Origin of the sequence: Arenibacterium halophilum, from assembly GCF_005938225.1 — a bacterium.
Lineage (GTDB): Bacteria > Pseudomonadota > Alphaproteobacteria > Rhodobacterales > Rhodobacteraceae > Arenibacterium > Arenibacterium halophilum.
In genome coordinates, this window is sequence record NZ_VCPC01000001.1 from 420337 (window position 1) to 434623 (window position 14287).

The 14287-nt window shown below is 64.2% G+C and carries 17 protein-coding genes; 9 read left to right on the forward strand and 8 right to left on the reverse strand.

Going from position 1 to position 14287, the window contains the following annotated elements:
* Positions 1 to 5: 5 nt before the first annotated feature.
* From FGK64_RS02010 to FGK64_RS02040, 7 genes are all read left to right on the forward strand, one after another.
* Positions 6 to 572 carry a CvpA family protein gene (locus tag FGK64_RS02010; protein ID WP_138862129.1) on the forward strand — a complete coding sequence of 189 codons (567 nt, stop codon included), beginning with the start codon at positions 6 to 8 and terminating at the stop codon, positions 570 to 572.
* A 158-nt stretch (positions 573 to 730) separates the two neighbouring features.
* Positions 731 to 2185, forward strand: coding sequence for an amidophosphoribosyltransferase (purF, locus tag FGK64_RS02015; RefSeq protein ID WP_138862130.1), 1455 nt, complete (start codon positions 731 to 733; stop codon positions 2183 to 2185).
* Between the two features lie 341 nt (positions 2186 to 2526).
* Entirely contained in the window at positions 2527 to 2781 is a 255-nt protein-coding gene (locus FGK64_RS02020; RefSeq protein ID WP_138862131.1) for a pilus assembly protein PilP, read from the forward strand.
* A gap of 53 nt (positions 2782 to 2834) precedes the next feature.
* Complete coding sequence (locus FGK64_RS02025; RefSeq protein ID WP_138862132.1) at positions 2835 to 3488, forward strand: SDR family NAD(P)-dependent oxidoreductase; 654 nt, start codon at positions 2835 to 2837, stop codon at positions 3486 to 3488.
* 93 nt (positions 3489 to 3581) lie between these two features.
* The gene (gene surE / locus FGK64_RS02030) at positions 3582 to 4364 is read left to right on the forward strand and encodes a 5'/3'-nucleotidase SurE (RefSeq protein WP_138862133.1); all 783 of its coding nucleotides are present in this window, start codon (positions 3582 to 3584) and stop codon (positions 4362 to 4364) included.
* Positions 4365 to 4377: 13 nt separating this feature from the next.
* Positions 4378 to 5043 carry a protein-L-isoaspartate(D-aspartate) O-methyltransferase gene (locus tag FGK64_RS02035; protein WP_138862134.1) on the forward strand — a complete coding sequence of 222 codons (666 nt, stop codon included), beginning with the start codon at positions 4378 to 4380 and terminating at the stop codon, positions 5041 to 5043.
* Between the two features lie 61 nt (positions 5044 to 5104).
* Positions 5105 to 6295 carry a peptidoglycan DD-metalloendopeptidase family protein gene (locus FGK64_RS02040; RefSeq protein ID WP_138862135.1) on the forward strand — a complete coding sequence of 397 codons (1191 nt, stop codon included), beginning with the start codon at positions 5105 to 5107 and terminating at the stop codon, positions 6293 to 6295.
* Positions 6296 to 6391: 96 nt separating this feature from the next.
* On the opposite strand, the gene FGK64_RS02045 is transcribed toward FGK64_RS02040, so the two are convergent.
* Genes FGK64_RS02045 through FGK64_RS02060 form a run of 4 tightly spaced genes read right to left on the reverse strand, consistent with a single transcriptional unit; the run spans position 6392 to position 8828 of the window.
* The gene (locus tag FGK64_RS02045; protein WP_246057648.1) at positions 6392 to 7255 is read right to left on the reverse strand and encodes an ATP-binding protein; all 864 of its coding nucleotides are present in this window, start codon (positions 7253 to 7255) and stop codon (positions 6392 to 6394) included.
* Positions 7252 to 8145, reverse strand: a complete 894-nt coding sequence (gene tatC / locus FGK64_RS02050; protein ID WP_171053952.1) for a twin-arginine translocase subunit TatC — start codon at positions 8143 to 8145, stop codon at positions 7252 to 7254. The genes FGK64_RS02045 and tatC overlap by 4 nt, the downstream gene beginning before the upstream one ends.
* Positions 8142 to 8606 carry a Sec-independent protein translocase protein TatB gene (gene tatB, locus FGK64_RS02055; protein ID WP_138862137.1) on the reverse strand — a complete coding sequence of 155 codons (465 nt, stop codon included), beginning with the start codon at positions 8604 to 8606 and terminating at the stop codon, positions 8142 to 8144. The genes tatC and tatB overlap by 4 nt, the downstream gene beginning before the upstream one ends.
* A 6-nt stretch (positions 8607 to 8612) precedes the next feature.
* Positions 8613 to 8828, reverse strand: coding sequence for a twin-arginine translocase TatA/TatE family subunit (locus FGK64_RS02060; RefSeq protein ID WP_138862138.1), 216 nt, complete (start codon positions 8826 to 8828; stop codon positions 8613 to 8615).
* Positions 8829 to 9026: 198 nt separating this feature from the next.
* Between FGK64_RS02060 and FGK64_RS02065 the strand changes: the two genes are divergently transcribed.
* Positions 9027 to 9686 (forward strand): helix-turn-helix transcriptional regulator, encoded by a 660-nt coding sequence (locus FGK64_RS02065; RefSeq protein WP_138862139.1) that lies wholly within the window; start codon positions 9027 to 9029, stop codon positions 9684 to 9686.
* Here the strand turns inward: FGK64_RS02065 and FGK64_RS02070 are convergent.
* The 3 genes from FGK64_RS02070 to FGK64_RS02080 all read right to left on the reverse strand — a co-directional run bounded on the left by FGK64_RS02070 (position 9683) and on the right by FGK64_RS02080 (position 12757).
* Entirely contained in the window at positions 9683 to 10768 is a 1086-nt protein-coding gene (locus FGK64_RS02070) for an ABC transporter ATP-binding protein (RefSeq protein ID WP_246057691.1), read from the reverse strand. The two genes, FGK64_RS02065 and FGK64_RS02070, sit on opposite strands and share 4 nt — an antisense overlap.
* A gap of 91 nt (positions 10769 to 10859) precedes the next feature.
* Positions 10860 to 11975, reverse strand: coding sequence for a hypothetical protein (locus FGK64_RS02075; RefSeq protein ID WP_138862141.1), 1116 nt, complete (start codon positions 11973 to 11975; stop codon positions 10860 to 10862).
* 2 nt (positions 11976 to 11977) lie between these two features.
* On the reverse strand, positions 11978 to 12757 hold the full coding sequence (locus tag FGK64_RS02080) for an SDR family oxidoreductase (RefSeq protein WP_138862142.1): 780 nt from the start codon (positions 12755 to 12757) through the stop codon (positions 11978 to 11980).
* Positions 12758 to 12878: 121 nt separating this feature from the next.
* On the opposite strand from FGK64_RS02080, the gene FGK64_RS02085 reads away from it, so the two are divergent.
* The gene (locus tag FGK64_RS02085; protein WP_246057649.1) at positions 12879 to 13922 is read left to right on the forward strand and encodes a Hint domain-containing protein; all 1044 of its coding nucleotides are present in this window, start codon (positions 12879 to 12881) and stop codon (positions 13920 to 13922) included.
* Here FGK64_RS02085 and FGK64_RS02090 read toward each other — a convergent pair whose 3' ends face one another.
* A complete protein-coding gene (locus tag FGK64_RS02090) occupies positions 13923 to 14282 on the reverse strand; it encodes a nuclear transport factor 2 family protein (RefSeq protein WP_138862143.1) in 360 nt (119 codons plus the stop codon). It abuts the gene before it with no gap.
* Between the last annotated feature and the right edge of the window lie 5 nt (positions 14283 to 14287).

Here is a 14287-nt window from a genome sequence, read left to right on the forward strand (position 1 = left end):
GCTTCATGGAAGGTTTCACCATCATCGACGGGGTCGTGGCTCTGGTCATCGTTCTGTCCGCGCTTCTGGCCTATTCGCGCGGTTTCGTCCGCGAGGCGATGGCCATCGTCGGCTGGATTGCCGCCGCCGTTCTGGCATTCCTCTTCGCGCCGCAGGTCGAGCCGCTGATCAAGGAACTGCCGATGATCGGCGAATTCATCGCCGACAGCTGCGAATTGTCGGTTATCGGCGCCTTTGCCGCCGTCTTTGCGGTGGCGCTGATCGTCGTGTCGTTCTTCACGCCGCTGTTCTCGTCGATCGTGCGCCGCTCAGCACTTGGCGGAATCGATCAGGGCTTTGGCTTCCTGTTCGGCGTGGCCCGCGGCATCCTGCTGGTTGCGATTGCCTTCTTCGTCTACCAGAACGTCATGACATCGCAGAACTTTCCGCTGGTCGATTCCAGCCGCTCGGCGCAGGTCTTTTCGCGCATGACGACCCAGATCGAAGAGCGCAACCCCGAGCAGGCGCTGGGCTGGATCACCGGCCAGTACGAAGCGCTGGTCGGCAAGTGCAGCGCGCCCGCACAGCAGTAAAACAAAGGCGCAGCTGCCTGGCTGCGCCGCGTTTCTGCGCCTGTCGCGTTCAAACCTGCGTCACATTGTGATCCTTTCGTGACACTGGCGCCATCAGCCATTATGTCAGGCCCTGACCTGCAAACGGATTCGGAGCTGCCGCTTTGTCCAACCCCGTCATGCCCCCCGCGCATCCCTTCGACGACGACAAGCTGAAGGAGGAATGCGGGATTTTCGGCGTTGTGGGCGTGTCTGACGCCGCCAATTTCGTCGCACTGGGCCTGCACGCCCTGCAACACCGCGGACAAGAGGCCGGAGGCATCGTCACACATGACGCTGAGGCCGGGTTCAATTCGGCCCGCCGCTTCGGATATGTGCGCGACAACTTCACCTCGCAATCGGTGATGGAAACCCTGCCCGGGCCGCTGGCCATCGGGCATGTGCGCTATTCCACCGCCGGGTCGAAAGGCCAGACCGCGATCCGCGATGTCCAGCCGTTCTTCGGCGAATTTTCCATGGGCGGCGCGGCGATTGCCCACAACGGCAACATCACCAACGCCAACGCCCTGCGCCGCGAGTTGATCGAGCGCGGGTCGATCTTTCAGTCCTCATCGGACAGCGAATGCATCATCCACCTGATGGCGCGCTCGATGGGCCGCTCGATTCCCGACCGCATGGAAGAGGCGCTGCGCAAGGTCGAAGGCGCATTTTCCGTCGTCGCCATGACCCGCACGAAACTGATCGGCGTGCGCGACCCGCTGGGCGTGCGCCCGCTGGTTCTGGGCAAACTGGGCGACGGCTGGGTGCTCAGCTCGGAAACCTGCGCGCTCGACATCATCGGCGCAGAATTCATACGCGAAATCGAAGCTGGCGAAATGGTCGTGATCAACGACGAAGGCGTGCAATCGCACTTCCCCTTCCGCCGGGCCAAATCGCGCTTCTGCATCTTCGAACACGTCTATTTCTCGCGCCCGGATTCGATCCTCGGGGGGCGGTCCGTATACGAGAGCCGTCGCCAGATCGGCGTGGAACTGGCCAAGGAAGCCCCCGTCGATGCCGACCTCGTCTGCCCGGTGCCCGACAGCGGCACGCCGGCGGCCATCGGTTTCAGCCAGGAAAGCGGCATTCCCTTCGCGCTCGGCATCACCCGCAACCAATACATGGGCCGCACCTTCATCGAGCCGACCGAGCAGATCCGCAACATGGGCGTAAGGCTCAAGCTGAACGTGAACCGTGGACTCATCCGCGGCAAACGGGTGATCCTGGTCGACGATTCCGTGGTGCGCGGCACCACGTCCCGCAAGATCAAGGAAATGATTCTTGATGCTGGCGCGGCCGAGGTGCACTTCCGCATCGCCAGCCCGCCCACCGCCTGGCCCTGCTTCTACGGCGTCGACACGCCGCAGCGCGAAAAACTCCTCGCCGCCACGATGAGCGAAGAGGAAATGCGCGCCCACCTCGAGGTCGACAGCCTGAAATTCATCTCGCTCGACGGTCTCTACCGCGCCGTGGGTCAGGCGAATGGCCGCGACGCCGACTCGCCGCAATACTGCGATGCCTGCTTCAGCGGCGACTACCCCGTGCGCCCGGTCGACATGCTGGAACAGGGCTTTGAGATGAAGGCCGCCGAGTAAACACGCAGCCCTCCATCTTTGGGGCCAAATATCCCGGGGGAGTCCGCAAAGCGGACGGGGGCAGAGCCCCCTTTTTCCGTATCGGCGCCTCCGGCAGCCTGGGCACCTCCGTCTTCCCGCCCAAGCCTCCGCGCAAACCGTAGTAAACCCCGGCAGTTCACCCCCCGCGACACCGGGCCGCGCTTTGGCCTCGGCGGAAATCCGGCATCTGTCCCTAAGGCATCCGGCAATCCTCTGCCGCCCGCCCCCGTCCGGGTCCGCGCCCCCTTTCATCCGTCGCCCTGCCGTGTCATCGCCCCGGTCCACTGCCGCCGGAGCGCGGTACCACGACCCGAGGAATCATGTCCGACACCCCCGAAGCCACCGCGCGCAAAGCCACGGAAAAGAACGCGCTCGACCTGAACGCGCTTGCCTTGCTGGGCACCATCACAGCCCCGGGCGGCCGCGCCGCGCTGATCCGAACGCCACGCGGCGACATCCACCGCGTCACCACGGGCGACCGCGTCGCTGGCGCGCGCGTCACCGCCATAACCGATGGACGGGTCCACCTTGTGCAGAACGGTATTGCGCGGGTCTACGAAATGCCACGCGGCTAGGCACCGCGCGCCCAAGGCTTGACGCCGCCGCGAAACGCGCCCAAACCGCCCTCATGACACAGATCGCTCTTATCACCGGCGCTTCGCGTGGCTTGGGCGCCGCCCTGGCCGAAGCGCTGGCCCCGACCCACCACATCGTCGCCGTCGCCCGCACCACCGGCGCGCTCGAAGACCTGGACGACCGGATCAAGTCGCTGGGCGGCTCGGCCACGCTGGCCCCGATGGACATCACCAATGCCGATGCCATGGCCACGCTGTGCCGCGGCATCCACGACCGCTGGGGCAGTGTCGCACTCTGGGCCCATGCGGCGGTCCACGCGCCCACGCTTGCGCCCGCCGTCTTCACCGATGCCAAGGATTGGGACCGTTCGATGGCGACGAACTGTACCGCGCTTTCGGTGCTGATCCCATTTGTCGCGCCCCTGCTGGGCACAGAAGGCCAGGCGCTGTTCTTCGACGACCCCCGCGCGGGCGAGAAATTCTTTGGCGTCTACGGCGCCAGCAAGGCTGCGCAGATGGCGCTGGTGCGCAGCTGGCAGGCTGAGACGGCGAAAACCGGCCCCCGCGTTCATGTCGAAACCCCGGCTCCCATGCCCACGGCCACCCGCGCCCGGTTCTTCCCCGGAGAAGACCGCAGCGCACTGGCCCAGCCCACAGCCCAGGCCGCACGTATCCTGACTGACATCGGAGTGACCGCCCCGGCGTGATGCAGCAACGCCCGCAGCGCAAGGAATAGGGCCGTAGCGGCTTGCCCCCCGCCTGCCCCTCGCCTATCACAAAGGGCAAAACGGGGCAGGCACATGCGTATTCTTATCACCAACGACGACGGTATCAACGCCCCCGGGCTGAAGGTGCTCGAGGCGATCGCGCAAGACCTTGCTGGCCCCGATGGCGAAGTCTGGACAGTCGCACCCGCCTTCGAGCAATCGGGCGTGGCCCATTGCATCAGCTACACCCACCCCACGCTGATCGCAGAAATGGGCCCGCGCCGTTTCGCCGCCGAAGGCTCGCCCGCTGATTGCGTGCTGGCCGGGCTGCATGACGTGATGGTCGACACGCCCCCCGATATCGTGCTCTCGGGCGTGAACCGCGGCAACAACTCAGCCGAAAACGCGCTCTATTCCGGCACCCTTGGCGGCGCCATCGAAGGCGCGTTGCAGGGGCTGCCCGCCTTTGCGCTCTCGCAATACCTCGGGCCGCGCAACTTCCCGTCGGAGAATCCGTTCGAGGCCGCAGCCGAACATGGCGCCGAGGTGATCCGCCGCATCCTGCAAAACGCCCCCGACCAGGGCGAGGATTACCGGCTGTTCTACAACATCAACTTTCCACCCGTCCCTGCCCCCGAGGTCGCGGGCATTCGCGTTGCGACCCAGGGCTTCCGGCGCGACACCTGCTTCTCGGTCGAGGCGCACAGCTCGCCCTCGGGCAAACGGTTCCTCTGGGTCAAAGGCGGCAACCAGCAGGTCCGCACCGCGCCCGGCACCGATGCCCGCGCCAACCTCGATGGCTACATCTCGGTTACGCCGATGCGCGCCGACCTGACCGCCCACGATGCGCTGGACGCGCTGAAGGCCATCGAATGACGGATCCCCACGCATGACCGGGCCCAGCTCCGGCGGGCCGGACGCCGAAACCAAGATGCAGTTCCTCTATGCCCTGCGCTCACGCGGGGTGACCGACAAGCGTGTGCTGAACGCGATGGAAACCATCGACCGGGGCCGCTTCATTACCGGCATCTTCGCGGATCGCGCGTATGAGGACATGCCTCTGCCAATCCCCTGCGGCCAGACCATCTCGCAACCCTCCGTGGTCGGCCTGATGACACAGGCGCTCCAGATCACCGCCCGCGACAAGGTGCTCGAAGTCGGCACCGGCTCGGGCTATCAGGCGGCGATCCTCGCGCGGCTGGCGCGCCGGGTCTACACGGTCGACCGCCACGCGCGTCTGGTGCGCGACGCCAACGCCGTGTTCCAGGCGCTGGGGCTTGTCAATATCACCGCCATGACAGCCGATGGATCGCATGGTCTGGCCGAGCAGGCCCCCTTTGATCGCATCCTTGTCACCGCCGCCGCCGAAGACCCGCCCGGCCCGCTCTTGGCTCAGCTCAAGATCGGGGGTATCATGGTGGTGCCTGTCGGCCAGTCGGATGCGGTTCAGACCCTGATCCGGGTCCGGCGGGGCGAGAACGGTTTTGACTACGATGAATTGCGCCCGGTCCGCTTCGTGCCCCTGCTCGAAGGTCTTGGCAAGGACGGGTCTTGAATTGAATGAAGGACGGCGCCACTTTCCGACCGAACAGGAAAGGGCAGATGAGGAACAGAGCATGACCACATATTCCCTCCGCACCCTCGCCCGGTTCGGGCTGGCCGCTTCGGCGCTGGCCTTGCTCGCGGCCTGCGACGAACCGCTCGATCTGGATATGCGCGGCAAGCTGGGCGCCTTTTCAACCTCGCCCGCCGCGCAAACCGCCACCGGCGAACGCCCCAAACCGGATGCGCGCGGCGTCATCACCTATCCCAATTATCAGGTCGCCGTGGCCCGCCGCGGCGATACGGTCGCCAGCGTCGCAGCCCGCACCGGTCTGAACCCGCAAGAGCTCGCGCGCTACAACGGGCTGGAAAACGGCCAGCCCCTGCGCGAAGGCGAAGTCGTGGCGCTGCCAACCCGCATCGCCGCCGCCCCGGGCGCCGGCAATGTCGACATCACCGCCATCGCATCGGGTGCCATCGACGCTTCCCCCGACACCACCCCGACTCCGTCGTCGGTGCAAACGACGGCCCTGCCACCGGCGGCCAGCACGCCAAAACCGGCGGCAGCCGTCGCCGGCGCCGAGCCGGTCAAACACCGCGTGGTCCGGGGCGAAACCGCTTATACCGTCGCCCGCCTGTACAACGTGCCGGTAAAATCTCTGGGCGAATGGAACGGTCTTGGCCCCGATTTCGCGATCCGCGAAGGACAACATCTGCTGATCCCCGTTGCGGGCTCTGCCGCACCCAAACCGCTGCCCGCCGCCGTCACCGCCGCCGTGACCGAACCGGGTGCAGGCAGCCCCACGCCCACCCCGCCAAGCGCGACGAAACCGCTGCCGGAACAGAAAGTTGCCGCAGCAGCACCCGAGCTGCCCAAGGTTTCCGTCGGACAGCCGTCGAAACCAGCCGCCAGTACCGCCCCCATGGGCTATCCCGTGCAGGGCAAGATCATCCGCGCCTTCTCCAAAGGCAAGAACGACGGGATCGACATTGCCGCCGAGCCGGGCACCCCGGTCAAGGCCGCCGCCGATGGCAGCGTCGCGGCGATCACGGCCAGCGCCGACAAGGTGCCGATCGTCGTGGTGCGCCACCCCGACAACCTGCTCACGGTCTACGCCAATATCGACGGCATTCAGGTCAAGAAAGGCGATACTGTCAAACGCGGCCAAAGCCTCGCCAAGCTGCGCGATGGCGACAACGCCTACGTTCACTTCGAAGTCCGCAACGGCTTCGACAGCGTGAATCCCGCGCCCTACCTCGACTGAATATAAACAGGGGCGCAGCCTGCACCACCGCGCCCCTGTTTCACTATTCCAGATACACTCCGGGGGAGTCCGCAGCGCGGACGGGGGCAGCGCCCCCTACCCGATCCGCACGCCCTGACGGCCTGCCAGATCGACAAAGAACTGCCACGCCACCCGGCCCGAACGCGCGCCCCGCGTCGCCTGCCATTCGATCGCCTCTGCGTACAGCGTATCGGCGTCCACCGTCACGCCATAGGCCGTGCAATAGCGTTCGATCATTGCCAGGAATTCCGCCTGATCGCAGGGGTGGAATCCCAGCCACAGCCCGAAACGATCCGATAGCGAGACCTTCTCTTCCACCGCTTCCGAGGGGTTGATCGCGCTTGACCGTTCGTTCTCGATCATGTCGCGCGGCATCAGGTGGCGCCGGTTCGACGTGGCATAGAGCACCACATTGGCTGGACGCCCCTCGATCCCGCCATCCAGAACGGCCTTCAGCGATTTGTAATGCTGGTCGTCGTGGCTGAACGACAGGTCATCGCAGAACAGCACGAACCGATAGGGCGCCGCGCGCAGATGGGCCAGCAGCCGCCCGACCGAGGGCAAATCCTCGCGTTGCAGCTCGATCAGCTTCAGCTCGGGGTGATCCGCATTCACTTCGGCATGGATCGCCTTGACAAGGCTGGATTTTCCCATGCCCCGCGCGCCCCACAACAGGGCGTTGTTCGCGGCGAACCCCTTGGCGAAGCGCTGTGTATTGTCCAGCAGCGTATCGCGCGAGCGGTCAATCCCCACCAGCAGCTCCAGACCGATCCGATTGACAACCGGCACCGGCTCCAGCCGGTCGGGCGCGACGTGCCAGACAAAGGCCGGAGCAGCGGCGAAATCGGGCGCAGGCAGCGGCGGCGGCGCCATCCGCTCCAATGCCTCGGCAATCCGGCCCAGATCGGCCGGATCAAGGTCCATCATGTCTTTGCTCATGGCTTGCCCTCTTCACCCGACTCGTCGGCCAACGGATCGTCAAGCTCGGCCTCCATCTCGTCGTCGTAATAGCCCTCGGCGCGCAGCTGTGCCTCGCGCTTGCGCTCGACTCGTCGGACAAGGAAGATGGAAATCTCGTAAAGACCGTAGACCACGACAAACAGGATGACCTGGGTGATGACATCAGGCGGCGTCACCAGCGCGGCCAGCACCAGAATGGCAACAACCGCGTATTTCCGCACGCCGCCAAGGCCATCCGCGCTGACTAGCCCCGCCTTGCCCATCAGCGTCAGAAGCACCGGCAACTGGAAACACAGGCCAAAAGCGACGATGAACTTGATCGTCAGGCTCAGATATTCCTGTGCCGAGCCCTGAAACGCGATGCCGGCCACGGCATTGCCATCGGTTTCACCGGTCAGAACGCTGCCCGCCTGCTGGAAGCCAAGAAAGAAGTCGAACGCCAGCGGCGTGACCACGTAGAACGCGAAACTCGCCCCCAGGAAGAACATGAAGGGCGAGGCCACGAGGAAGGGCAGAAACGCCCCCTTCTCGGATTTATACAGCCCCGGCGCCACGAACCGCCACATCTGGTAGCTGATATAGGGAAACGACAGCACCAGCCCGCCCAGAAGCGAGATGGAAATCGCGACGAAAAAGCCCTCTTGCAGCTTGATCAGGATCAGCCCGCAATCAGAGTGGCCCCGCACCGCCATAGCGCTGCACAGCGGGTGTGTCAGGAAATCGAATATCGGGTTCCAGACGGTAAAACAGATCACCATCCCGACGATGAACGCCAGCACCGAATGGATCAGCCGTGTGCGCAGTTCGGCCAGATGTTCGATCAGCGGCGCGGCGCTGTCGTCGATACTGTCATCCGCCATGTGACTCATGTCTTGCTCTCTGTCCCCTTGGCCAGCTCGGCCTCGGCTGCTTCGGCCTTGGCCAGCGCCTCGGCGGCTTCTTTCGCCTTGCGTTCGGCCGCCGCGCGGGCGGTCGAGGCCTGGATCTTCTTCGCGCTGTCGGCGCGTTCCTTGGCCAGCTTTTCGGTCTCGCTGCCCTCGGCAAAGCGCGCCGGGTTCAGATCGCGCGTCAGATCGCGCGCGGCATCCTTCACCCCGTCCATTGCCGACGACATCGGATTCGTGGCCGTTTTCAGCCCCTTGGCCACATCGCGCATTCCGGTTTCATCGGCGGCATCGTTCATCGCGCGGCTGAATTCGCGCGCCATACCCTTGGCCTTGCCCACGAACCGCCCGACGTTGCGGAACAACACCGGCAGGTCCTTTGGCCCGACCACGATCAGCGCGACGATCCCGATGACCAGCAGCTCGGTCCATCCCAGATCGAACATCTGTGGTTACGCCTTGTCCTTCTCGCCTTCCGGCGTGATGTCGCGTGCGGTTTCGCCGTTGTCCTCTTCCAGCTCTTTCGAGCCGTCGGTCACGCCCTTCTTGAAGGCGGTGATTCCCTTGCCGACTTCGCCCATGAGCGAGCTGATCTTGCCCCGGCCAAACAGAACCAGAACCACGACGGCAATCAGCAGAAGGCCCGGCAGGCCGATATTGTTGAGCATTGTCTTCTCCTTGTCAGTCTCTTCTGGCCCGATGCGTATCGGGCAATATCCTGACCTCGGTTCTAGCCGTGCCCGGACACCGGCAAAAGCGGCAAACCGGCGTAGCAAGCACCGGGACGGGTCCAGAATCGCCATCGGCTTTACAGTCGCCATCACTCCTGACATGATTTTGGCAGCATTTGACGAGGCGACACAGCAATGACCCGAAAATCCGAGCGTCTGCTTGATCTGCATCGGCGCCTGGCCGGAGGGCAGACCCTGCGCGCCGAAGATTTGGCACAGGCGACCGGGGCCTCACTACGCACCATCTACCGCGATATGGAGCATCTGCAGCGCGCGGGCCTGCCCGTTCAAGGACAGCCCGGCTCCGGCTACCGGCTGGCGCCCGAAATTGCGCTGCCGCCGCTGTCACTCAGCGAGGAGGAACTGGGCGCACTGAACCTGGGCATTGCGATCGTGGCCGAAACCGACGACCCCGAGTTGCGCGCCGCCGCCTTGTCGCTTGCCGAGAAGATTGATGCCGTCATGCCGGAGCATGGCAACCAGCCGGGCGAAGCTTGGGCCACGGCCCATGCCGCGCCTCGTGCCACGCGGGGCTTTTCCCACATCCCGGCCCTGCGCCGGGCGATCCGCGCACGTCAGAAGCTGTTGATTCAAACGCAGGACAGCGCCCCGCGCCGGGTGCGTCCACTGCGACTGGAACATTGGGCGCGCCTCTGGGTGCTGACCGCATGGTGCGAAGCCACAGAGGCCTTTGCGCAGTTCCGCACCGACAGCCTGACCCGCGCCGAGCCGCTGCCGGAATTGTTCGTGGACGAGCCGGGCAAGCGGCTGTCAGACTTTGGCGCTGGTTCCTAACCGGTTGCCGGAAAGACGAAACATCGATCCCGACGCACTGTCAGCCACATCACCGTCCCGGGCTTGGGCAGGAAAACCGACGGCACTGTCGCCTTGAGGATCGCGCCTTCGAAATCCATCCGGAATTCGACTAGCGATTCATGCCCCATGAAGCGTGCGCGCACCACTTCGCCGCGCGCGGCCACGCCATCGGTTGGCGTGGGCAAAGGCCCGCTGCCGCCCCTGTCGAAATCGATGCGCACATGCTGAGGCCGGAAAGCGATATCGACCGGCATCCCATCGGCAATACCGGGCGCCAGAAACCGGCCAAAGGGCGTATCCGCCAGCGCGCCATGAACTTTGGCCCGCAAGATATTGGCATCGCTGAAAAACAACACCGCATCCAGATCGACGGGACGGGTGTACACATTGTAAGGCGCGCCGCTTTGCACAATCCGACCATTGCGCATCAGCGCGATTTCATCAGCCATGCGCATCGCCTCTTCGGGTTCATGCGTCACCAGCAGTACCCCGGCGCCCTCTTCTTTCAGCAGGGCCAGCGTTTCATCGCGAATGCCATCGCGGAGCCGGTTGTCGAGCCCGGAAAACGGCTCGTCCATCAGCATCACACCGGGACGTGGTGCGATGGCACGGGCCAACGCCACGCGCTGTTGTTCGCCGCCTGACAATTGGTGCGGAAAACTGTCGATGTGGCGCAGCAGATCGACCCGCTCCAGCAGGGACCGCACCCGATCTCGTTTCTCGTCGCGCGGTCCTTTTAATCCAAAGGCCACGTTGTCGGCCACGCTCAGATGCGGAAACAGGGCAAAATCCTGAAACATCAAACCGATGCCGCGCTTTTCGGGCGGCACCAGCCCCGCATCCCCGGCGACCTGCCGCCCGTTGACACGAATTTCCCCACCGTCCAGCGGCTCGACCCCGGCGATCATTCTCAGGGTCGTGGATTTGCCACAGCCAGAGGGGCCAAGAAGGCAGGTGACCTGCCCCGGCTTGATCGCCAAAGACACGTCATTCACGACCGCCTTGCCATCGAACCGGCGCAGCAGGTTGCGGATTTCCAAACGGTTTTGCAGGGGTTCCAGAACGCGGGCCTTTCTGCTTGCACGATCCGCCTGATCGGGCGGTCTGGGCAATATCAACAGGACCGGCGCGAAGCAAGCGCCGGTCCGGCGGTTATGGCTGCAAAGTGAACTCTGCCCGCGCCCGCACCTGCCCGTTCACCTGAATTTCAACCGCGTGCGCCCCGGGTGTCAGGCGAAAGGTCGTCGCATCGCCCTTCATCCTGTGGCCCTTTGTCAGAACCAATGGCGTGCCAGGCATGATCGTGCCGGTTTTCAGCTTAAATACCTTACGGCGCGGTGCCCCACCGTCACGGGCAAACCAAACGATGTAATCCACCAAGACAGGCGTTTTCCGTGCGGCGGTCAGGCTGCATTCCAACGCCAGAACGTCACCAATCCGCACCCTTGGCGGAACAGTCACCGTACAGTTTAACGCCACATCCGCAGCATAGCCCAGCATTGCCATCGCCTCTGGATGCCCGGCTTTCACCAGCCCGCGCAGGGCATGGTTGACCATCCAGCGCAATTCTCTCGCGTCTTGCCGACCTTCGTTCCGCCAGCGCGCCAGCCGCTCCAACACAAGGTCAGGGTGAGTTTTTGCAATGTCATTCAGATGGTTGGCGACCGATCTTGTGACAAACCGCGCATCGTCTCCATGCATCGTGTCAAGCAGCGGCAGCGTGGCCTCGGGCGACAGCCCAACCCCTGCGCCCCAAGGCAACCGAGGTCGCGAGCCTTCGCTGACCAGCCGCCGCACGTGATAGTTGGGATGATCCGCCCACCTGGCAAAGCGCGCCAATACAAGGTCAGGATAGCGCGCCAGAAACGGGCGCACCGCATATTCCATGCTGAATCGCTGGGTGATGTCCTCGATCAGATCCAGCGCCAGATCAGGATGACCGTCCAGCCCTGCCAGAACCACGTATTCGCCCAGACTGGCAAAGATGAACCGACCGAAATCATCGTCTTTTAGCGTCGGGTCCAGCGGTGGCGGCAAGGCTGCACGCAGAAGCGGCGCGGCGCGCGGCAAGTCAACGCCGATCTGCTCGGCCAGACAGACCGCGATCCAGTCGATACGCTGTTTCAGCTCGCGCGAGGGAAATCCCGCCAGCACCTGCGCGGTGAACTCCGGGGCATCAAAGTTGGGATCGGCCGCAAAAAGCCCGGCCAGATAACCGACCGTATCCGCATTAAACAACTGATCCTTCAGCGAATACCCCGAGGCCACGGTTACACCGTCAGGTTGGTCGCGCCACCGTCAAGCAGCAGGTTCTGCCCCACGATGAAACCGGCGTGCTGTGAACACAGGAAGGCGCAGGCGGCGCCGAATTCGCTGGCCGTGCCATAGCGCCGCGCCGGAATCGTGGCTTCGCGGCGGGTGCGCGCCTCGTCCCGGGTGATATCCTGCGCTTTGCCCGCGCCGGTATCCAAAGCGATGGCGCGGTCGGTGTCGTGGATGCCGGGCAGCAGGTTGTTGATGCACACGCCATGCTGCGCCACCTGCCGCGCGGTGCCCGCAACATAGCCCGTCAACCCGGTCCGTGCCGCGTTCGACAGGCCAAGAACGGCGATGGGCGCGCGCACCGACTGGCTGGTGATGTTGACCACCCGGCCCCAGCCCCGGTCGATCATGCCGGGCAACAGCGCCTTCATCAGCGCAATCGGCGCCAGCATGTTCGCGTCCAGCGCCTTGATGAAATCGTCGCGATCCCAGTCGCTCCACATGCCCGGAGGTGGTCCGCCCGCGTTGGTCACAAGGATGTCGACGTGACCAGCGGCCTCAAGCACGGCGGCCTGGCCCTCGGTTGTGGTGATATCGCAGGCGACGGTTTCAACCGATACGCCATACGCCTTCCGGATCGCTTCGGCAGATTGTTCCAGCGCCTCGGCCCCGCGCGCGTTCATCACCAGATCGCAACCGGCCTCTGCCAGCGCCTGCGCACAGCCCAGTCCCAAACCTTTGCTGCTGGCACAGACCAGCGCCCGTTTTCCTTTAATTCCCAAATCCATATGATGCGCTCCTTCTTTCATCCGTCCCCGGTTACGCCAAACAAGTCGGCATATCACCGGCTATTTGACCCAACCGCGCCACAATTCTACGGTAACCCGTATTTCACACTGTCCCGTTAGCATGCGATCCACCACCATGAACGATGCCATCGCCCTCTCTGAAACACCTTTCCCGGCCCAGAACATCCTTATCCACCGGGCCGAGGATTTTTGCGTCGTCGAAGGCGTGAACGAAGGTGACACGCTGTCGATCCTGGGCGAGCTTGAGGCCGACGATACCTATGCCCTGTCCGGGGGGGCCACTGCGCAGCGCCTTGCCTTGCTGACACATGGCGACGGAACGCTGGAAATCGCCAGTGGCAGCGCCGTTGGCCGAACCGGGGCCCCCCTGCATCTGGATTGCGCTCTGGTTCTGATGTCGGCGGACGGTCAGACGCATGACGCGATCGTGCTGGTGGAAACCGATTCCGATCAGACCGTGGCTGCCGTTTACCTTCTGCCGCTGGAGCCGCTGCGCGTCGGCGCACCCTATCGGCTGGTCAAGGCCGAACGCGCCGCCGTACGTCAGACCTTTGCCCAGATCGCCTGTGTGTCTTTCTCGCGCGGGACGAACATCACCCTGGCGACCGGTGCCCAGGTCCCGATTGAAAAGCTGCGGATCGGCGACCGCGTACTGACGCGCGACAACGGCCCCCAAGCGGTGCGCTGGATCGGGCAGACCACGGTGCGCGCAGCCGGCGAATTCGCCCCCATCGTGATTGCGCCCGGCACATTGAACAACCTGAACGAACTGGTGGTCAGCCCGCATCACCGCCTGTTCGTGTATCAGCGCAGCGATCAACTGGGCGTTGGCCGGGCCGAGTTGCTTGTCAAGGCGCGCCACCTTGTCAACGGCACCACGGTGCGGGTGCGGTCGGGCGGGTACATCGACTATTTCCAGATCCTGTTCGACAGCCATCACATCATCTACGCCGAAGGCATTGCCGCCGAATCCATGCTGGTGGAACCGCGCACGCGCCCGGCTCTGCCACCTGAGTTGCTGGACCGGCTACCCGGACTTCTGCCCAACCATGGCAGCCGCGACGCACATGGCACCGACGTTCAGAAGGCGTTGCTGGACCGCCCCGATGCCATCGACCTGCTGCGCCGCGCCTCGATGCAGTAGTTAATAGAAAAACTCCTCGCGCACGATCTTGCCATCGGCCACGTGGTAAACTGCCACTTCCTTCATTTCGAAAGCGTTTCCAGTGGCCTTTTCACGCCCCTGCGCCTCGAAGATAACGGCAAACCGGTCATCGCCATGCGGAAATGGATCGCTGACCGTTCCATCGGTCATCTCCATGTTCTGATCCCACCAGTCATGCTTGGCCTTGATCCCATCCAGCCCCGCGCATTCACGGCCCGAGCCCGTATCGCGCGCCTCAACCGAGATCGCGTGATCGGCATAAAGCTTATCCAGGTTCTCGGCAGTCCGGTTTTCGCGGCAACCGGCAACCAGTTCTGCGGCAATCTCTTCCAGTTTCATCATTT